This window comes from Micromonospora sp. WMMD964 (genome assembly GCF_029581455.1).
Lineage (GTDB): Bacteria > Actinomycetota > Actinomycetes > Mycobacteriales > Micromonosporaceae > Micromonospora.
In genome coordinates this window covers 2740698-2758725 of record NZ_CP120860.1, presented here as the reverse complement: position 1 = coordinate 2758725, position 18028 = coordinate 2740698, and the positions used below count along the sequence as shown (strand labels likewise).

At 72.0% G+C, this 18028-nt stretch carries 18 protein-coding genes; 6 read left to right on the top strand and 12 right to left on the bottom strand.

The features are described 5' to 3' along the window. Positions 1-76: 76 nt before the first annotated feature. Genes O7616_RS12850 through O7616_RS12840 form a run of 3 tightly spaced genes read right to left on the bottom strand, consistent with a single transcriptional unit; the run spans position 77 to position 4611 of the window. Positions 77-1237, bottom strand: a complete 1161-nt coding sequence (locus O7616_RS12850) for an anhydro-N-acetylmuramic acid kinase (protein ID WP_282306990.1) — start codon at positions 1235-1237, stop codon at positions 77-79. Positions 1238-1250: 13 nt separating this feature from the next. After that, entirely contained in the window at positions 1251-2492 is a 1242-nt protein-coding gene (locus tag O7616_RS12845) for a class I SAM-dependent RNA methyltransferase (protein ID WP_282306989.1), read from the bottom strand. Continuing rightward, a complete protein-coding gene (locus O7616_RS12840; RefSeq protein WP_282306988.1) occupies positions 2485-4611 on the bottom strand; it encodes an APC family permease in 2127 nt (708 codons plus the stop codon). The genes O7616_RS12845 and O7616_RS12840 overlap by 8 nt, the downstream gene beginning before the upstream one ends. 164 nt (positions 4612-4775) lie before the next feature. On the opposite strand from O7616_RS12840, the gene O7616_RS12835 reads away from it, so the two are divergent. Continuing rightward, positions 4776-5441 (top strand): TrkA family potassium uptake protein, encoded by a 666-nt coding sequence (locus tag O7616_RS12835; RefSeq protein WP_282261677.1) that lies wholly within the window; start codon positions 4776-4778, stop codon positions 5439-5441. Between the two features lie 3 nt (positions 5442-5444). Further along, a complete protein-coding gene (locus tag O7616_RS12830) occupies positions 5445-6134 on the top strand; it encodes a TrkA family potassium uptake protein (protein ID WP_282261678.1) in 690 nt (229 codons plus the stop codon). A gap of 26 nt (positions 6135-6160) precedes the next feature. Here the strand turns inward: O7616_RS12830 and O7616_RS12825 are convergent, their stop codons facing one another. The 4 genes from O7616_RS12825 to dut all read right to left on the bottom strand — a co-directional run bounded on the left by O7616_RS12825 (position 6161) and on the right by dut (position 8579). After that, the gene (locus O7616_RS12825) at positions 6161-6844 is read right to left on the bottom strand and encodes a DUF3159 domain-containing protein (protein ID WP_282306987.1); all 684 of its coding nucleotides are present in this window, start codon (positions 6842-6844) and stop codon (positions 6161-6163) included. 25 nt (positions 6845-6869) lie between these two features. Continuing rightward, positions 6870-7250, bottom strand: coding sequence for an OB-fold nucleic acid binding domain-containing protein (locus O7616_RS12820; RefSeq protein ID WP_282261683.1), 381 nt, complete (start codon positions 7248-7250; stop codon positions 6870-6872). Between the two features lie 104 nt (positions 7251-7354). After that, on the bottom strand, positions 7355-8017 hold the full coding sequence (locus O7616_RS12815; RefSeq protein WP_282261684.1) for a DUF3710 domain-containing protein: 663 nt from the start codon (positions 8015-8017) through the stop codon (positions 7355-7357). 25 nt (positions 8018-8042) lie between these two features. Beyond that, positions 8043-8579 (bottom strand): dUTP diphosphatase, encoded by a 537-nt coding sequence (gene dut / locus O7616_RS12810; RefSeq protein ID WP_282306986.1) that lies wholly within the window; start codon positions 8577-8579, stop codon positions 8043-8045. A gap of 90 nt (positions 8580-8669) precedes the next feature. On the opposite strand from dut, the gene O7616_RS12805 reads away from it, so the two are divergent. Then, positions 8670-9194, top strand: coding sequence for a DUF3093 domain-containing protein (locus tag O7616_RS12805; RefSeq protein ID WP_282306984.1), 525 nt, complete (start codon positions 8670-8672; stop codon positions 9192-9194). 11 nt (positions 9195-9205) lie between these two features. Here the strand turns inward: O7616_RS12805 and O7616_RS12800 are convergent, their stop codons facing one another. Together O7616_RS12800 and O7616_RS12795 are read right to left on the bottom strand one after the other, a co-directional pair. Continuing rightward, on the bottom strand, positions 9206-10111 hold the full coding sequence (locus tag O7616_RS12800; RefSeq protein ID WP_282306983.1) for a hypothetical protein: 906 nt from the start codon (positions 10109-10111) through the stop codon (positions 9206-9208). 115 nt (positions 10112-10226) lie between these two features. Further along, entirely contained in the window at positions 10227-10523 is a 297-nt protein-coding gene (locus O7616_RS12795) for a DUF4193 domain-containing protein (protein ID WP_007075406.1), read from the bottom strand. A 433-nt stretch (positions 10524-10956) separates the two neighbouring features. Between O7616_RS12795 and O7616_RS12790 the strand changes: the two genes are divergently transcribed. Continuing rightward, the gene (locus tag O7616_RS12790; protein ID WP_282307613.1) at positions 10957-11472 is read left to right on the top strand and encodes a LytR C-terminal domain-containing protein; all 516 of its coding nucleotides are present in this window, start codon (positions 10957-10959) and stop codon (positions 11470-11472) included. A 25-nt stretch (positions 11473-11497) separates the two neighbouring features. Here the strand turns inward: O7616_RS12790 and O7616_RS12785 are convergent, their stop codons facing one another. After that, positions 11498-12319, bottom strand: a complete 822-nt coding sequence (locus tag O7616_RS12785; RefSeq protein ID WP_282261691.1) for an inositol monophosphatase family protein — start codon at positions 12317-12319, stop codon at positions 11498-11500. A gap of 289 nt (positions 12320-12608) precedes the next feature. On the opposite strand from O7616_RS12785, the gene O7616_RS12780 reads away from it, so the two are divergent. Both O7616_RS12780 and O7616_RS12775 read left to right on the top strand, forming a co-directional pair. Then, positions 12609-14204 carry an RNA polymerase sigma factor gene (locus O7616_RS12780; RefSeq protein WP_282306982.1) on the top strand — a complete coding sequence of 532 codons (1596 nt, stop codon included), beginning with the start codon at positions 12609-12611 and terminating at the stop codon, positions 14202-14204. A 245-nt stretch (positions 14205-14449) separates the two neighbouring features. Further along, positions 14450-14683, top strand: coding sequence for a hypothetical protein (locus O7616_RS12775; RefSeq protein ID WP_030337431.1), 234 nt, complete (start codon positions 14450-14452; stop codon positions 14681-14683). Positions 14684-14952: 269 nt separating this feature from the next. On the opposite strand, the gene O7616_RS12770 is transcribed toward O7616_RS12775, so the two are convergent. Continuing rightward, on the bottom strand, positions 14953-15834 hold the full coding sequence (locus O7616_RS12770; RefSeq protein WP_282303345.1) for a transposase family protein: 882 nt from the start codon (positions 15832-15834) through the stop codon (positions 14953-14955). A gap of 397 nt (positions 15835-16231) precedes the next feature. Further along, a complete protein-coding gene (locus O7616_RS12765) occupies positions 16232-17965 on the bottom strand; it encodes a DEAD/DEAH box helicase (RefSeq protein WP_282261694.1) in 1734 nt (577 codons plus the stop codon). Between the last annotated feature and the right edge of the window lie 63 nt (positions 17966-18028).

Sequence of the window (18028 nt, the reverse complement as noted above, 5' to 3'; positions counted from 1 at the left end):
AGAGTCTATCGGCCCGGTGGTACTCCGCAGCCCGGGCCGAGCCCGGCGTACCCACGCCCACGGGCTGACTGCCCGATCAGGGCCGGATCCGCAGCCGCCGGGGTGGTTCGGCGGGACGGCCCGCGTACGTCGGCCCGGCGGGTGTCCAGGACCCCAGCACCGCGCCACGGGCGGCGCCGGTCACCGACGGGATCGACCCGGGCAGCCCGTGCCAGGACAGCCAGCCGAGCAGCGCGAAGGCGTACGCCTCCTTGGCCTGCGCGGGGACGCCCAACTCGTCGGTGCCGCGCAGCCGCCACCGGCCGTCGCCCAGGGCGGCGAGCCGCCGCAGCAGGGTGGGGTTGCGCACCCCACCACCGGCGGCGATCACCTCGGTCACGCCGTGCCTGTCGCACTCGGCGGCCACCACCCGCGCGGTCAGCTCGGTCAGCGTGGCCAGCAGGTCGTCCACCGGCACCGGCGTGTCCAGCGCGGCGAGGTGCCGGTCCAGGTAGCCGGCGTGGAACAGCTCCTTGCCGGTGGACTTGGGCGGGGCCGCCGCGTAGTACGGCTCGGCCAGCAGCGCGGCGAGCAGCCCGGGACGCACCCGACCGGCGGCCGCCCGCGCGCCGTCGATGTCGCACGGCTGGTCCAGGAAGCGGCGGGCGGCGGCGTCCAGCAGCGCGTTGGCCGGGCCCACGTCGTACCCGAGGACCGGTGCCCCCGGGGCGACCACGGTGAGGTTGGCGATGCCGCCGAGGTTCAGCGCCGCGCGCGGTCCGGCGGCGGCGTCGAGCAGCAGGGCGTCGAAGGCCGGCACCAGCGGCGCGCCCTGCCCGCCGACGGCGATGTCCGCCGAGCGCAGGTCACTGAGCACCGGTACGCCGACCCGGGCGGCCACCCGCGCCACCGCGCCCAGTTGCAGGGTGCCCAGGGCCCGGCCCTCGTCGACCCAGTGGAAGACCGTCTGGCCGGGCGAGACCACCGCGTCGGCCCGCCCACCGGCCAGTTCCAGGCCGATCGCCGCCGCGTCGGCGAAGACCTCGCCGAGCCGGTTGTCGAGCCGGCAGACGGCCTCGACGGTGGTGGTCGCCGGGGGCAGCAGCGCCGCGATCTCGGCGCGCAGCTCCTCGTCGTAGTCCAGCCCACGGTGGCCCAACGGCCGCAACCAGAGGGTGTCCCCGTCGACGTCGAACTCCGCCGCGACGACGTCCACCCCGTCGTACGACGTCCCGGACATCAACCCGACGATCTTCATCGGGCCAGGGTAGTCAGGCGGTCGGTGGGAGCAGCAGCCCCACCTGCTCGACGTGCTGCGTCATCGGGAACAGGTCGAAGCCCCGCACCGCGGCCAGCCACCACCCGAGATCGGTGAAGGTGCGGACGTCCCGGGCGAAGGCCGCCGGGTCGCAGGCCACGTACGCGACCGCCCGCGGGCCGGCGGCGGCCAGCGCGCGCACCACCGGGGCGCCCGCGCCGGAGCGCGGCGGGTCGAGCACCACCACGTCGACCGGGCCGGTGATCCGTCGACGGGCCAGCGCGGTCTCCACCCGGGCCGACACGACCTCCACGGTGGGCAGGTCGGCGAGGTTCTCCCGGGCCGCCGCGACGCCCTGCCCGGCCGCCTCGACCAGGGTCACCCGGCCGGTCGCACCGACCCGCTCGGCCAGCCCGGCGGCGAACAGCCCCGCGCCGCCGTACAGGTCCCACGCGATCTCGCCCGGCTGCGGGTCCAGCAGCTCCAGCACCGCAGCGGAGAGGGTGCTCGCCGCTGCCGGGTGCACCTGCCAGAACGCGGACGCGGGCAGCGTCCAGTCCCGCCCGGCGGCCACCTCGCGGACCTCGGCCGGCCCACTCACCGGGGCGGGCACTCCCTCGCGGATCTCCGTGACCGTGACGTCCCCACCGGTGCTGGCGACGGTCTCCACCGCCTCGGCGGCCGACCAGCGCGCGCCGGTCGGGCTGAGCACCGGCAGCTGCTGGATGGCCGGGTGGGCGATCCGGCAGCGGTCGATGGGCACCACCTCGTGCGACCGGTGTTTGAGCAGGCCGGCCCGATCCGCGGCGTCCACCGCGTAGCGGACCCGGGAGCGCCAGCCGAGCAGCCCGCCGGGCAACGCCCGGACCCGGACGTCGAGCCGGTCCAGCTCGGCGTCGGTCAGCCCGCCGAGGCGGACCAACTGCTCGCGCACCACGGCGGTCTTCCAGGCCAGTTGCGCCTCCGGGGCCACGTGTTGCAGGTCGCAGCCACCGCAGGCACCCGGTTTCGCGTACGGGCAGGGCGGCTCGACCCGATCCGGTGAGGCGTCCAGCACCGTCACCGCGTCGGCCCGCACGAACCCGCGGTGCACCTCGGTCACCTCGGCGATCACCCGTTCACCGGGCAGCGCGTGCCGGACGAAGACGACCTGCCCGTCCACCCGGGCCACGCAGTGCCCGCCGGGGGCGACCGCGTCGACGGTCAGCTCGACCCGCTGCGCCTCGGCCAGTCCGCGCTCGTTCGGCTCAGCCACGGCCACCGTCTCCCGTCCCGTCACCGGCCGGGCCCTCCCCGGGCGGGGCGGAGACCGGCGCCGTCGAGACCACCGGCGAGCCGGAGGCCGGCGGGGCGGAGATCACCGGTGGGGCGGAGACCGGCGGCACCGTGCCGCGTGGCCCGCGCGCCGGTGTCCGGGACAGCGTGGCGTCGAGCCGGTCCAGGTTCTTGCTGGCCGTCGACGCGAGCTGCCACGGCACGCTGACCACCATCACCCCCGGCTCGAAGAGCAGCCGGCCCTTGAGTCGCAGGGCGCTCTGGTTGTGCAACAGGTTCTCCCACCAGCGGCCGACCACGTACTCCGGGATGAAGACGGTGACCACGTCGCGGGGTGACTTACGGCGGGTGGAGGCCACGAAGTCCAGGATCGGCCGGGTGATCTCCCGGTACGGCGAGTCGATCACGGTGAGCGGGATGGCCATCTCCCGCCGCTCCCAGTCGGCCTGCAGGTCCCGGGTGTCGTTCTCGTCCACGTTCACGGTCACCGCGGTCAGGGTGTCCGGGCGGGTGGCCCGGGCGTAGGCGATGGCCCGCAGCGTCGGCTGGTGCAGCTTGCTGACCAGCACGATCGCGTGGTTGCGGGCGGGTAGCACGGCCCGGCCCTCGTCCGGCGGGGTCAGCTCGACGGCGATCCGGTCGTAGTGCCGGCGGATGGCGAGCATCAACACGTAGATCACCGCCATCGCGGCGATCGCGATCCACGCGCCGAGCAGGAACTTCGTGACCAGGACGATCACCAGCACGGTGCCGGTCAGGCCCGCGCCGAAGGTGTTGATCGCCCGGGAGCGGTACATCCGGCGGCGCGCCTCCGGGTCCCGCTCGGTACGCAGACGCCGGTTCCAGTGCCGGATCATGCCGGCCTGGGAGACGGTGAACGAGACGAAGACCCCGACGATGTAGAGCTGGATCAGCTTCGTCACCTCGGCCTGGAAGCCGACGATCAACACGATCGCGAAGAGGGCGAGGAAGCTGATGCCGTTGGAGAAGGCCAGCCGGTCGCCCCGGGTGTGGAACTGGCGGGGCAGGTAGCGGTCCTGGGCGAGGATCGAGCCGAGCACCGGGAAACCGTTGAACGCGGTGTTCGCCGCCAGGAACAGGATCAGCGCGGTCATTCCGGCCACCACGTAGAGCAGGATCGAGCCGGAGCCGAAGACCGTCTCGCCGAGCTGGGTGGTGACCGTCTTCTGCACGTACCCGTCGGGGCCGGAGACGATCTGGAGACCCGGATCCTCGACGAACTGCAGGTGGGTCAGTCGGGCCAGCCAGATGATCCCGACCAGCATGCTCACCGAGATGGTGCCGAGCAGCAGCAGGGTGGTGGCGGCGTTGCGACTCTTCGGCGCCTTGAACGCCGGCACCCCGTTGGAGATCGCCTCCACGCCGGTGAGCGCGGCGGCACCCGAGCTGAACGTCCGCAGCAGCAGGAAGACGAGCGCGAAACCGGTCACGCTGTGCTCGGCCTGGATCACCAGGTCGGCGCTCGGCGCGCGGAGGTCGTCGCCCAGCACGAACACCCGGAACAGCCCGGTGAGCAGCATCCCACCCATCACGATCACGAAGCCGTAGGTGGGGATGGCGAACGCGGTGCCCGACTCGCGCAGCCCGCGCAGGTTGACGGCGGTGAGCAGGACCACCGCCAGCACCGCGATCATGACCTTGTGGGTGGCCACGAACGGCACCACCGAGCCGAGGTTGGCCACCCCGGAGGAGACCGACACCGCCACCGTGAGCACGTAGTCGACAAGGAGCGCGCTGGCCACCCCGACGCCGAACTTCGGGCCCAGGTTGACGGTGGCCACCTCGTAGTCGCCGCCGCCGGAGGGGTAGGCGTAGACGTTCTGCCGGTAGCTCGCCACCACGGTGAGCATCACCACGACCACCGCGAGGGCGATCCACGGGGAGAACACGTACGCGGAGGCCCCCGCGATGGAGAGGGTCAGCAGGATCTCGTCGGGCGCGTACGCGACGCTGGACAGCGCGTCGGAGGCGAACACGGGCAGCGCGATGCGCTTCGGCAGGAGGGTGTGCTGCAGCCGGTCGGACCGGAACGGTCGACCGAGGAGAAGTCGCTTCACCAGCGAGGTGGGACTGGCCACGAACGCCAAGAGTACGACCACCACGGCGGGAACGCGGGGGTGGGCGATCACCTCCGCTCACGACGACGGGGTACCGTCGGTCCCCGCTCCGCACCCGGACGTGGCAGGCTCGCACTCGGAAGGCCACCGGCAGCCGGGGGCGGTCGCACCTTGGGAGGGACAGCGTGCACGTCGTGATCATGGGGTGTGGCCGGGTCGGGTCGACCCTCGCCCACAGCCTGGAGTCCCGAGGGCACTCGGTGGCGGTGATCGACCAGGACGCCGACGCCTTCCGCCGGCTCGGCCCCGACTTCGCCGGGATCACGGTGACCGGCGCGGGCTTCGACGGCGAGGTGCTCCGACAGGCCGGCATCGAGCGCGCGGACGCCTTCGCGGCGGTCTCGAGCGGCGACAACTCCAACATCATCTCGGCCCGACTGGCGCGCGAGACGTTCGGCGTGTCCCGGGTCGCCGCCCGCATCTACGACCAGCGCCGCGCGCAGGTCTACGAACGGCTGGGCATCCCCACCGTCGCGACGGTGCGCTGGACGGCCGACCGGATGCTGCGGCACCTGGTGCCGGAGGGCAACGTGGAGATCTTCCGCGACCCCACGAGCACGGTGTCGATCGTCGAGGTTCCCGTGCACAAGGACTGGATCGGCCGGTCGGTGCGCAACCTGGAGGACGCGACCGGCGCCCGGGTGGCCTACCTGATCCGCTTCGGCATCGGCACGCTGCCCACCGGCTCGACCGTCATGCAGGAGGGTGACCAGGTGTTCATGCTGGTCAGCGATGACATCGTGGCGACTGTCACGTCGGTGGCGGCGGCGCCGCCGGAAGGGGGGCACTGAGCCATGCGGGTCGCCATCGCGGGCGCGGGCAACGTGGGCCGCTCGATCGCCCAGGAGTTGATCGACAACGGCCACCAGGTGATGCTCATCGAACGCCAACCCAAGATGCTGCGCCCGGACCGGGTGCCGGCCGCCGAGTGGGTGCTCGCCGACGCGTGCGAGGTGGCGAGCCTGGAAGAGGCGAACGTCGCCGGCTGCGACGTGGTGGTCGCGGCGACCGGCGACGACAAAGCCAACCTGGTGCTGTCGCTGTTGGCCAAGACCGAGTTCGCGGTGCCCCGCGTGGTGGCCCGGGTCAACCGGGCCGAGAACGAGTGGCTGTTCACCGAGCAGTGGGGGGTCGACGTCGCGGTGAGCAAGCCGCGGGTGATGGCCGCGCTGGTCGAGGAGGCGGTCACCGTCGGCGACCTGGTCCGGCTGATGACGTTCCGCCAGGGTGAGGCGAACCTTGTCGAGATCACCCTGCCGCCGACCGCGCCCTACGTCGGTCAGCCCCTGCACGCCGTGCCGCTGCCCCGCGACGCCGCGCTGGTGGCGATCCTGCGCGGCAAGCGGGTCCTGGTGCCCAGCCCGGACGACCCGATCGAGGCCGGCGACGAGCTGATCTTCGTCTGCACCGCCGAGGTGGAGGACCAGGTCCGCGTGGTGGTCCTCGGGCCGGACAGCGTCGAGCGGACCCGCAGCTCACGCTGACCGGCGGCCGACCGGCCCCGCCTCGCTCAGGCCCCGGGCACCGGGGTCGGCGGAGCGTCCCGGGTGACCCGGCGCACCGTCCAGACCGTGATCAGCAGCAGCAGCGCGTACGGCGGGTAGCCCAGCACCAACCGGGCCACGCCCAACGCGGTGTCCTGGTGGGCCAGGTAGAGCCCGGCCTGCACGCCCACCTTGGCCAGCCAGACCACGCCCCAGAGCACGGTGAGCTGGGTGAAGGTCCGCACCAGCTTCGGATCGGCCCGCCACTCCGAGCGGCCCTTCGCGACCAGCACCGACCAGATCCAGCCGACCAGGGGCTGCCGGATCGCCGCCGAGATCAGCAGGGCGACGCCGTACCCGATGCCGTAGAGGATGCCGGGAAGGTAGAAGTCGCGCTCGTCGCCGGTGCGCCAGGCGATGGCCGCGCCGACGCCGACGCCGAACAGGCCGTTGACGGCGTGCCGGATCGGCCGACGCTGGGCCAGTCGCACCCCGGCGATCAGCAGCGCGACGGCGACCGAGGCGATCACCGCGGGCCGCAACTCGCCGATGATGTTGGCGAGCACGAAGACCACGACCGGGATGCTCGACTCGACCAGGCCCCGCCAACCGCCGAGTTGGTCGGCCATCTGCTCGGCGATGGTCGGCAGCGGCTCGTCGCCCTGAGGGTCGATCTCCGGCTGTGCCGCCCGGTCCTGTCCCGTCGTCATCGCCGGCCTTCCGTCCGCGGTGCCGTCACTTCGGCGAGTCCAACTCGTAGTACGGGTTGTAGATGACCTTGCGGTCGTCACGGACGGCCACCCGACCCCGCGCGGTCAGGTGCCGCCCCGGCTCGATGCCCGCGATGTGCCGTCGACCCAACCAGACCAGGGTGACCACGTCGCTGCCGTCGTAGAGGTCGGCTTCGAGGGTGGGCAGGTTGGTGCGTGGCGTGTAGACCACGGTGCGCAGCCGACCGGCGATCGAGACCAGCTGACCCCGGGAGCACTGCTGGGCCGGGATCCCGCCGCACTCGGCGCTCTCCCGACGCAGCTCCTGCGCGTCGATCTCGGCCTCGCTGGCGGTGAACCGTTGCAGAAGCCGCCGCAGCGACGCCCTGCCCTCGTCGGTCATCATGACCTCCGCGTCACCCTCTCCACGCTCGCCGGCACCGGCGGCGCCGGAACCGTGCCGCCAGCGTACGCCGACGGAGCCGATTCCGGCGGGCCGGTGCGCTCGGGTCAGACCTGGCGCGGCTCGGCGGCGGCGTCGCCCGACTGGGCGGCGGCCTGGTCAGCGACCTCCCGGGGCAGCCGCAGCGGCAGCGGCTCGCGGACCGGCTTTGCCTCCTGACCACGGTCGACCACCAGACCGTCGAGGCACTCCACCAGCGGTCCGGCCAGGGCCGGGTCGGTGGCCACCGGGCCCTGGAACACGCCGCGGACCATCCAGCGCGGCCCGTCGACACCGACGAACCGCAGGTTCGTCGGGCCGTCCGGGGTACGCACCTGAGCGTGCAGCTCCGGCCCGTACTCGCCCTCGACCTCCTGGGCGCTCGCCCCGTCGCGCAGCAGCGACTGGCGGATCTCCTCGCGCACCTCGTCCCAGATCCCCTCGGACCGGGGGGCGGCGAAGACGCCCAGCTGAAGCGCGTTGTCGCCGTGCACCAGCACGACCTGCTGGATCACGCCCTGCGGGTCGGCCTGCACCCGAACCTCGACGTCGGCGATCGCCGGGATGTGCAGGCTGCCCAGGTCGAGCCGCTGCACGTCGGGGTAGCTCTCGGAGATGTCGTACGGACCGCGCTCCAACGTCGGCGCCGCATCGCCCTGGTCCGGGACCTGGGTGGCCCGCTCGTCACGGGTCTGCCGCTCGGCACCGGCCCGCTTTCGGGAGAAGATCACTGCGCCCACCCTCCGCTGTTCACACTCACCCTGCCATTTCTTCCGTCTGCCCGCGGCCCGGCTCGTCCGTCCGACGCTCGACGCGCTCCTGACCCGTCGGCGACGGCACCAGCCCCGCGTGCCCGCCGGTGGAACCATGCCCGCCGGTCCCGCGCCGGGAGGCCGGCAGCTCGGCAACCGGCTCGAACCGCGCCCGCGCGACCTGCTGGACCACGAGCTGAGCGATCCGGTCACCACGGGAGATCTTCGCCGGCACATCCCGATCATGGTTGATCAGGTTGACCAGGATCTCACCCCGGTAGCCGGCGTCGACCGTACCGGGCGCGTTGAGCACCGTCACGCCGAGCCTGGCCGCCAGACCGGAACGGGGATGGACCAGGCCCACGTACCCCTCCGGCAGCGCGATGGCCACGCCGGTGGGCACCAGGGCGCGGCCACCGGGTGGCAGCTCCACGTCCGCGGCCGCCACCAGGTCGGCCCCGGCGTCGCCGGGATGGGCGTACGTGGGCAGCGGCAGCTCGGAGTCGAGCAGCTGCACGGGCACGGGTACGACGTCGGTCACGGGTCCCCTCTTCCGTCCGTTTCTCGGGGTGACCCTGCCATCCTGCCGGTTCACCCGGCCGCCGTGCGCCGTACCCTCGCAGGAGTGAGCATGTCGCCCTCTCCGTCCGCCGATCAGCCGCCGGTCGACGCCCGCACGGCGTACGCCGAACGGCTGGACCTGCCCTGGTGGCTGTGGCTGGCCGGGCTGGTCGCCGCCGCGCTGTTGGCCGTCGAGATCTGGATGGGTGCCCCCGGCCTCCGCTCCTGGCTGCCGTTCGCCGTGCTGCTGCCACTCACCGCGGCCGGCCTGTGGTGGCTGGGCCGGATCCGGGTCGGTGTCGTCGGCTCCGAGCTGCGGGTCGACGACGCGCGCCTGCCGGTCCGCTTCGTGGCCGACGTGGTGCCGTTGGACACGGCCGGCCGCCGTGAGGTGCTCGGCGTCGGCGCGGACCCGCTCGCGTTCGTGGTGCAGCGACCGTGGATCGGCGGCGCCGTGCAGGTGGTGCTCGACGACCCGGCCGACCCGACCCCGTTCTGGGTGGTGAGCACCCGGCACCCGGTCGAGCTGGCCGAGGCCGTGCTGGCCGCGCGGGACGCGCTGGCGGTCAGCGGACCGACCACCGAACAGGGCTGACGCCGTCCCGCTCAGGTTCCCGTCGGCGGGCCCGACAGCGCCGCCGGTGGCGCGGGTCGGGCGATGCCCCGCCGGCGTAGGTCCACCTGAAGCTGCTCGGCCATCTGCTGGGTGGCCCGCCGGTTGAGGAAGCTGGCCACCGCCGCGCCGGTCAGGAACGGCCCGAGGGTGGTGAGGTTGCGACCGAACCGCCGCAGCAGCATCTCCCGCAGTTCCTTGCGGGCGGCGGTGCCGAGCACCGCGCCCACTCCCACGCCGGGCACCATCGGGTTGACGCCCCGCTGGGTGGCCCAGGAGTGCACCAGGGCGACCGCCCGTTGGCTGCCGCCCTCGGGCAGCGCCACGCCGTGGATCTCGTGCAGCTCGCCGACCAGCTTCAGCTCCACCGCCACCACGGCGACGGTCTCGGCGGCGAGCAGCACCGGCGCGGAGAGCAGGGTCGGAGCGACGGTCCACTCGACGGCGGCGACGCCGCCCCCGGCCGCGCCGATCGCGGCGGTGGTCCGGGAGGCGTTGCGAACGAGTCGGTCGGCCAGGGCGGCATCGTCCAGGCCGGGAAAGTGCCGACGTAGGGTGTCCAGGTCCCGGACCGGGACGTGCGGGGCGATCTCGGCGACGGTGTCGACCATCCAGCGCACGGCGGCACGGGGTTTGAACAGGTCGGAGATGCCCCGTGCGCGGGCCTGCCCGACCATCCGGGTCAGCAGTTGACGGCGGCGGGCCGGCGCGATGTCGTCCGCCGTCAACGCGGCGACGGTGGCGCCGAGGTCGTCCGCGCCACCGGTGGCGCCGGGGTCTGCTGTGCCACCGGTGGCGTCGAGGTCGCCTGTGCCGCTGGGCGCGCCGGGATCACCCACACCGCCGGTGGCGTCGAGGTCGCCCGTGCCGCCGTCGGTGGTGCCGCGTCGATCGCTCATCGGACCTCCCGGTGTGTGGCTACCCGTTACGAGTCAAGCAGGTACCCACCGGTGGCGCATGCCTACACCGGCGGCGGCGGCCCCGTTCCGGAGGCCGCCGCCGGTGTCGTTGATGTCAGACGCACTCGCGGCAGATCAACTCGCCGTTACGCTCGACTGCCAGCTGGCTACGGTGGTGGACCAGGAAGCAGCGGGCGCACCGGAACTCGTCCTGCTGCATCGGAAGCACCTTGACCGTGAGCTCCTCGTCGGCCAGGTCGGCGCCGGGCAGCTCGAAGCTCTCGGCCACCTCGGCCTCGTCGACGTCCACCGCGCCCGACTGTGAGTCGACGCGCCGTGCCTTGAGCTCTTCCAGGCTGTCCTCGCCGAGGTCGACCTCGTCGCGACGCGGGGCGTCGTAGTCGGTGGCCATCGGTTTCACTCTCCCATATCGATGTTGTCGCTTCCGGTTGTAACGCCGGACGACGCTGTTTCGGTTCCGCTGGCCGGCCACCACTTGTGTCGGGCACCCGACCCGAGGACCGAACGGGTCGAGCTCGCCGGGGCGACTCCCCCGCGAGCGCGGAACCTTACCCCCCCTTGGGCGAGGCATGTATACCGCCCTTGCGGCTGAGATGTACGCCCCTGCACGCGAAGTTGTTCCCAATGTGATTCAGGCGACACGAAGATAGGGGTAGTAGTACCCGGTTCGCGGTCGGCGCGCCGGGATGTCGGGCTGTTTCCACGCGACAGCCGGACAACCGTTAACCTCAGCGGCGTATTCGACGGCCGGCGGCCTGTCCGATCGTTTCCGGCCGCCGCCACCCACCTGAGGTCCCGGGAGTGCTCAGATGAGTTTTGCGCGGGTGCGAGCACTCGTCGTCGTCGGCCTGCTGGGGGTGCTGGCCCTGGCATTCGTGGTGACCGCGATCGTTCGGGACACCCAGGGGAAGGCGGGAACGGCCGAGGGCTGCCCGGAGGGTTGGCCGCTGGCCGACGTGACCCTGCACGAGCCCAAGGACGTCAAGATCAACGTTTTCAACGCGACCGACGAGCCCGGCCGGGCCGGCAGCGTCGCGGACGACTTCCGTAACCGCAAGTTCCAGGTCAAGAAGATCGGCAACGAACCCAAGGGGATCGACGACGTGGCGTTGCTGCGGTACGGCCCGAAGGGTGTCGGCTCCGCGCACCTGCTCCAGGCGTACTTCCTGAACAACGCCGTGCCGGGCTACGACGAAAAGCGTACCGACGACACCGTGGACGTGGTGCTCGGCAACGGCTTCCAGCAGCTCGCCACCACCACCGAGGTCAACCAGTCCCTCGGTGACATCGGCGCGCCCCGCGCGCCCAAGGGCTCCTGCCCCTCGCCGGTCGCCAAGTGACCGCCGGGCCGGTCTGACCGGCCCGTCAGGGGCCACCTGCGGCGTCCAGCTCCGCGAGCCGGTCGTGCAACGGCCCGAAGAGCGCCGGCGGGGCCGCGATCACCAGATCCGGCCCCGGCGGCGCACCGGCCAGACCGGCGACCCGGACCCCCGCCTCCGCCGCGACCAGCCCACCCGCCGCCAGGTCCCAGGCCGCGAGACCCTTCTCGAAGTACGCGTCGAGCCGGCCCTCCGCGACCAGACACAGGTCCAGCGCGGCCGCGCCCAGCCGGCGGATGTCCCGTACGTGCGCGATCAACCCGGCCACCACCCGGGCCTGGTGCGCGCGACGACCAGCGTCGTATCCGAAGCCGGTGCCGACCAGCGCCTGCCCCGGATCGACCTCGCCGGAGCAGCGCAGGCGGACACCGTCGCGCCAGGCCCCGCCCCCGACCGTGGCCGTCCACTCCTCGCCGGTGTGCACGTTGCGCACCACGCCGGCGACCACCACCCCGTCCACCTCGGCAGCCAGCGACACGGCGCTGTGCGGCAGCCCGTAGAGGTAGTTCACGGTCCCGTCGATCGGGTCGACGATCCACCGTACGCCGCCCGGGGCGACCGGCCCGGTGTCGCGCGTACCGTATTCCTCGCCCAGCACCGCGTCGTCCGGTCGCAACTGTTTGAGCGCGTCCAGCACCTGCCGCTCGACCGCCCGGTCGGCGGCGGTGACCACGTCGGTGACCGTGCTCTTGGTCGCCGCCACGGAAACACCCTCGACCCGCATCCGGTACGCGGTGGCCGCCGCATCCCTCGCGACGCCCAGCGCGACAGCCAGAAGTTCCCGAGGTGACGGCGCCGAATGCTCCATCCCGACGTCCCCTTCCCGCACGACCGGGGCGTTCCGGGCCCCGCGCGAGTATCATCCTTACAAAGTCCACATCAGCGCCGAATCGGCGGTCCCGCTGCGGTTACGCAGTGCGGCGCAGGATGATCGCCGCAGACGGCGTTACAATTCACCCCTGCCCACGCGCCACGGACCGCCGACCACCGGCCGGTCCGGGACACGAGGGTCCCTCAACCACATCGCCCGGCCCGGTTGCCCCTCGCTGTGCCGGACAACCCGGCCGTGCCCGCTCTTCGCCTCCGGAAGGTCATTCGTGACAGAACCCCGCCAGACCGGCGCCGACGTTCGCTCGCTCACCGACACCCTGATCGCCCACGCCCAGAGCGCCGGCGGCCAGCTCACGTCGGCCCAGCTCGCGCGCACCGTCGAGTCCGCCGAGGTGACTCCGGCCCAGGCCAAGAAGATTCTCCGGGCGCTCTCCGAGGCGGGAGTGACAGTGGTGGTGGACGGCTCGGCGAGCACCCGCCGTCGCGTCGCCGCGGCCCGCTCGACCACACCGGCGTCCCGGGCCACCACCGCCAAGACCACCAAGAAGGCCGCCGCCCCCGCCCCGAAGCAGGCGCCCGCCTCCGACGACACGCCGTCCGCGCCGGCCCCGCGCAAGGTGGCCGCACGCAAGGCCACCGGCACCCCGGCCGACGGCGCTGCCGCGCCGGCGAAGGCCACCAAGTCGACCCGGGCCACCAAGGCGACGGTCGCCGCCGCCGGCGCCAAGGCCGGCACCAAGGCCAAGGGCGAGGGCGCCGAGGGCGAGATCGACCCGGAGGAGCTCGCCGCCGCCATCGAGGACGTGGTGGTCGAGGAGCCCGCCGAGCTGGCCCAGGCCGCCGAGACCGACGCGGCCGCCTCGGCGACCGACAACGACTTCGAGTGGGACGACGAGGAGTCCGAGGCCCTCAAGCAGGCCCGGCGAGACGCCGAGCTGACCGCCTCCGCCGACTCCGTCCGGGCGTACCTGAAGCAGATCGGCAAGGTCCCGCTGCTCAACGCCGAGCAGGAGGTGGAGCTGGCCAAGCGGATCGAGGCCGGGCTCTACGCCGCCGAGCGGCTGCGGGCCGCCGACGAGGGCGAGGAGAAGCTGGTCCGGGAGATGGTCCGTGACCTGGGCTGGATCTCCCGCGACGGCGAGCGGGCCAAGAACCACCTCCTGGAGGCGAACCTCCGCCTCGTCGTCTCCCTCGCGAAGCGGTACACCGGTCGCGGCATGGCCTTCCTCGACCTGATCCAGGAGGGCAACCTCGGCCTGATCCGCGCGGTGGAGAAGTTCGACTACACCAAGGGCTACAAGTTCTCCACGTACGCGACCTGGTGGATCCGGCAGGCGATCACCCGCGCGATGGCCGACCAGGCCCGCACCATCCGCATCCCGGTGCACATGGTCGAGGTCATCAACAAGCTCGGCCGCATCCAGCGCGAGCTGCTCCAGGACCTGGGCCGCGAGCCCACCCCGGAGGAGCTGGCCAAGGAGATGGACATCACACCGGAGAAGGTGCTGGAGATCCAGCAGTACGCCCGGGAGCCCATCTCTCTGGACCAGACCATCGGTGACGAGGGCGACAGCCAGCTCGGTGACTTCATCGAGGACTCCGAGGCCGTGGTCGCGGTGGACGCGGTCTCGTTCTCGCTCCTGCAGGACCAGCTCCAGCAGGTGCTGCAGACGCTCTCCGAGCGTGAGGCGGGTGTGGTACGCCTGCGCTTCGGCCTGACCGACGGCCAGCCGCGGACGCTGGACGAGATCGGCCAGGTCTACGGGGTGACCCGGGAGCGGATCCGGCAGATCGAGTCCAAGACGATGTCCAAGCTGCGCCACCCGTCCCGCTCGCAGGTCCTCCGCGACTACCTGGACTGACCGGGATTCGTCAACCGAACGTGTCGTTTTGACCACCTGGTGTGCAACACCAGATGGTGATCGTCCGGATGCACGAATGTGATCGTTGACGTGGCACCCTTGGTGCACGGCACACTGTCCCTGCCAGGTGTGACCTCGGTCCCCCGCGGGCACACAGGGAAGGCAGTGCCTAGTAAGGGTGTTGCACCATAGGTGAGCAACGACCGAAGAGATTGTTCATCGGTGACGACCAGAGGAGGAAGGCGATGACCCCGACCCTCACGCCGCCGCCCGAGACGGTGGCGCCCCCAGCCGCCGATGAACGGTGCGACCGCTGCAATGCTGCCGGGAAGCTCCGGATCACTCTGGCGGGTGGGAGCGAGCTGGTGTTCTGCGGGCACCATGCGAACAAGTACGCGGAGGATCTCGTGAAGATCACCGAGCGGTTCGCGACGGAGCCCGATTTCAGCTGGCGTGGCGCCGATCTGATGGCGAACTAAATCCGCAAACCGACATAGCCGACCGGAGGCACCCCGAGGGTGTCTCCGGTCGGCTTTTTCCTGCCCGAACCCCCGCCCTCCGGGCGCGGCCCCGTGCGACGGCTTCGTACACCCGTCACGCCGGACTATTCCCCAAGATCCGCGCACTTTCCGGGGGGTAGTTCCATCCTGAGTTGGCTGGTCAGGGGGTCTTGACGGTTGGTGGTGGTGGGTGGGAGGTCCAGGTTGGTGGTGAGGTGATCTTTGGGTTGATCGTTTGCCGTGGGTGGTTAGCGGGTGGTGTGGGTTTGGGTGAGGACGGTGAGTGCGCGGATCAGGGTGGTGGCGTGGTGGTGGTTGCCGCGTAGTCGGTCGAGGATTCGCCAGTTCTTGAGGTCGTTGAAGGCGTGTTCGTTGGTTGCTCGTTCGCGGCTGATGAGGGTGTTGACGATTGTTTGGTGGCGGGTGAGGGGTTTGCCGCGGGCGGCGCGGCGGCCGGTGATGATGGTGGGTTGGTCGTGGGGGTGGCCGGGGTGAGCGCCGCGGGGGCGAGGTGTGTGGCTGATGCCGGGTTGGTCGTCGAGGCGGGTGAAGCCGAGGTCGCAGATGGCGGCGAGGTCGGCTGCGCGTAGGTGTGCGGGGATGCGGTTGCGGCGGGCGGCGGTGATTTCCGCGGTGCGTGCGGGTAGGGCTGCGGAGGTCCAGAGCAGGTTGCCGTTGAGGTCGGTGATGGCGAGGACGAGTAGGCCGAAGGTTTTGTGTTTACCGCTGTAATGGGTGCGGCGGCGGTGTCGGTCGTGGGGGCGTTGGACCGGGATGAGGGTGCCGTCGAGCAGGACTACCTCGCTGTGGTGGCGGGCGCGGCGCAGGACCCGTGACAGGCGGGGCATCTCAGCGGCCAGGACAGCGATGACTTGCGCGACCCATCGACGGACGGTGGAGGCGGATATGCCGTTGCCGGCGGCCAGGTCGTGAGGGCGTTGGTTATGGCGCAATACCGCCAGCACGATCATCGCCGCGCGGTGATCGGACAACTTGCGCCATCGGGAACGCACCCGTGAGCGGTGCTGACGGATCGCGTTGACGACCAGGGTCAGGGTCTTCGTGGACAGCGCAAGGCTCGACTGGTAGACAAGCGGCGAGCCCTCGGCCACCGGGTTTTTGTGTGTCACGACCGAACACCCTGGCCGAGGGCTCATCTATCTTCTGCACGCCACACCGTCACCACCGGCAAACGATCACCGCGAAGATCACCAGCGGTTGACCTGCTCCATCCCCGCCACCCCCGCACCGTCAAGACCCCCTGACCAGCCAACTCAGGATGGAACTACCCCCGGGATGTTGCTGCCTCCCGCACGTCCGAGGCAGCAACATCCCCGAACTTGCGCGGATCTTGGCGCGGACACGGGCGCGGGCGCGGCGCGGCGCGGGCGCGGGCGGCAGACGCGGGCCGGGCGCGGGCGGCAGACGCGGGCCGGGCGCGGACGGCATCCCCGGCGGCAGACGCGGGACGCGGACACGACGCCGGGCGGCGGGCGCATGCGGATGGTGTCGGTGGTGTGGGTGGCCCTAGAGGGTCTGGACGGTGGCGATGCGTTCCTCGAGTTGCTCGATGGTGGCCTGGGCGCTCGGGGGACCGCCGCAGAGGCGGCGTAACTCGGCATGGATCTTGCCGTGCGGCTGGCCGGTGCGGTGGTGGCGTGCCGCCACCAGAGCGTTCAGTTGGCGCCGGAGCGCCACACGGCGCTGGGCGGCGCTCATGGGTGCCGGCGGCGCCGCGGTGGGCGCAGCGGCCGGCTGAGCGGGCCCGTCGGCGGTACGGCGGCGCTGGGCGGCGAGTTGTGCGGCCTGCCGCTTGGTCAGCAGCAGCGACACCTGATCGGCGGTGAGCAGACCGGGCAGGCCGAGGTATTCCTCCTCCTCGGGGGTGCCGGCCTGCGCCGTGGTGCCGAACGACGCGCCGTCGAAGATCACCTGGTCCAGCTCGGCGGTGGCCGAGAGCGCGGCGAAACGCTTCTCCAACTCCCCGCTGGCCTGGTCGTCGCGCTGCGCCCGTTCCAGCAGGTCGTCGTCGAAGCCGTCGGACTCCTTGGGTTTGCCGAGTACGTGGTCGCGCTCGGTCTCCATCTCGCTGGCCAGCCCGAGTAGGTGCGGCACGCTGGGCAGGAAGACCGACGCGGTCTCCCCGGGACGGCGGGCCCGGACGAACCGGCCGATCGCCTGGGCGAAGTAGAGCGGCGTGCTGGCACTGGTGGCGTAGACCCCGACCGCGAGGCGGGGGATGTCGACACCCTCGGACACCATCCGTACCGCGACCAGCCACCGCTGGTCGGACGCCGCGAACGTCGCGATCCGGGCGGAGGCACCCTGGTCGTCGGAGAGCACCACAGCGGCCTTCTCGCCGGTCACCTGCTCGATCAGCTTGGCGTACGAGCGGGCGGTCTGCTGGTCGGTGGCGATGATCAGCCCACCGGCGTCGGCCATGCCGGCGTTGCGCAGCACGGTGAGTCGGGCGTCGGCGGCCCGCAGGACCTGCGGCATCCAGTCTCCGGCGGGGTCCAGGGCGGTACGCCAGGCCTGTGCCACCAGATCCTGTGTCATCGGTTCACCGAGGCGGGCGGCCAGCTCCTCCCCCGCGTTGGTCCGCCAGCGGGTCTCCCCGGAGTACGCCAGGAAGAGCACCGGCCGGACGACGCCGTCGCGAAGCGCGTCGGAGTAGCCGTAGACCGAGTCGGCACGGGAGCGGAGCAGCCCGTCTCCGCCGCGTTCGTAGCTGACGAACGGGATCGGGTTGTCGTCGGAGCGGAACGGGGTGCCGGTGAGCATCAGCCGGCGTACGGCGGGCTCGAAGGCCGCCTTCACCCCGTCGCCCCAGGATCGGGAGTCACCCGCGTGGTGGATCTCGTCGAGGATGACGAGGGTGCGTCGGGTCATGGTGCGCCGCCGGTGCACCTGTGGGGCCATTCCCACCTGGGCGTAGGTGATCACCGCGCCGTGGAAGTCGGCCGCGGAGTGCACGTCGGCGTTGCGGAACGCGGCGTCGAGTTGGATGCCGACCCGGGCAGCGGCTTCGGCCCACTGGTTCTTCAGGTGTTCGGTCGGTGCGACAACGGTGACCGCCTCGACGGTGCCGTCGGCGAGCAGCTCGGCCGCGATCCGCAGGGCGAAGGTGGTCTTACCGGCGCCGGGGGTGGCGACCGCGGTGAAGTCCTCCGTGCGCCGGCGCAGGTATTCGACCAGGGCCTTACGCTGCCAGGCGCGTAGTGCCGGGAACGTCTCGAGTACCGGCGTCCGGGCTGCCACGCGAAGCTCCTCTCCGACCGCACGACGGCGGATCCGGGGCGAGGGCCACGGTGACCGCCGCCC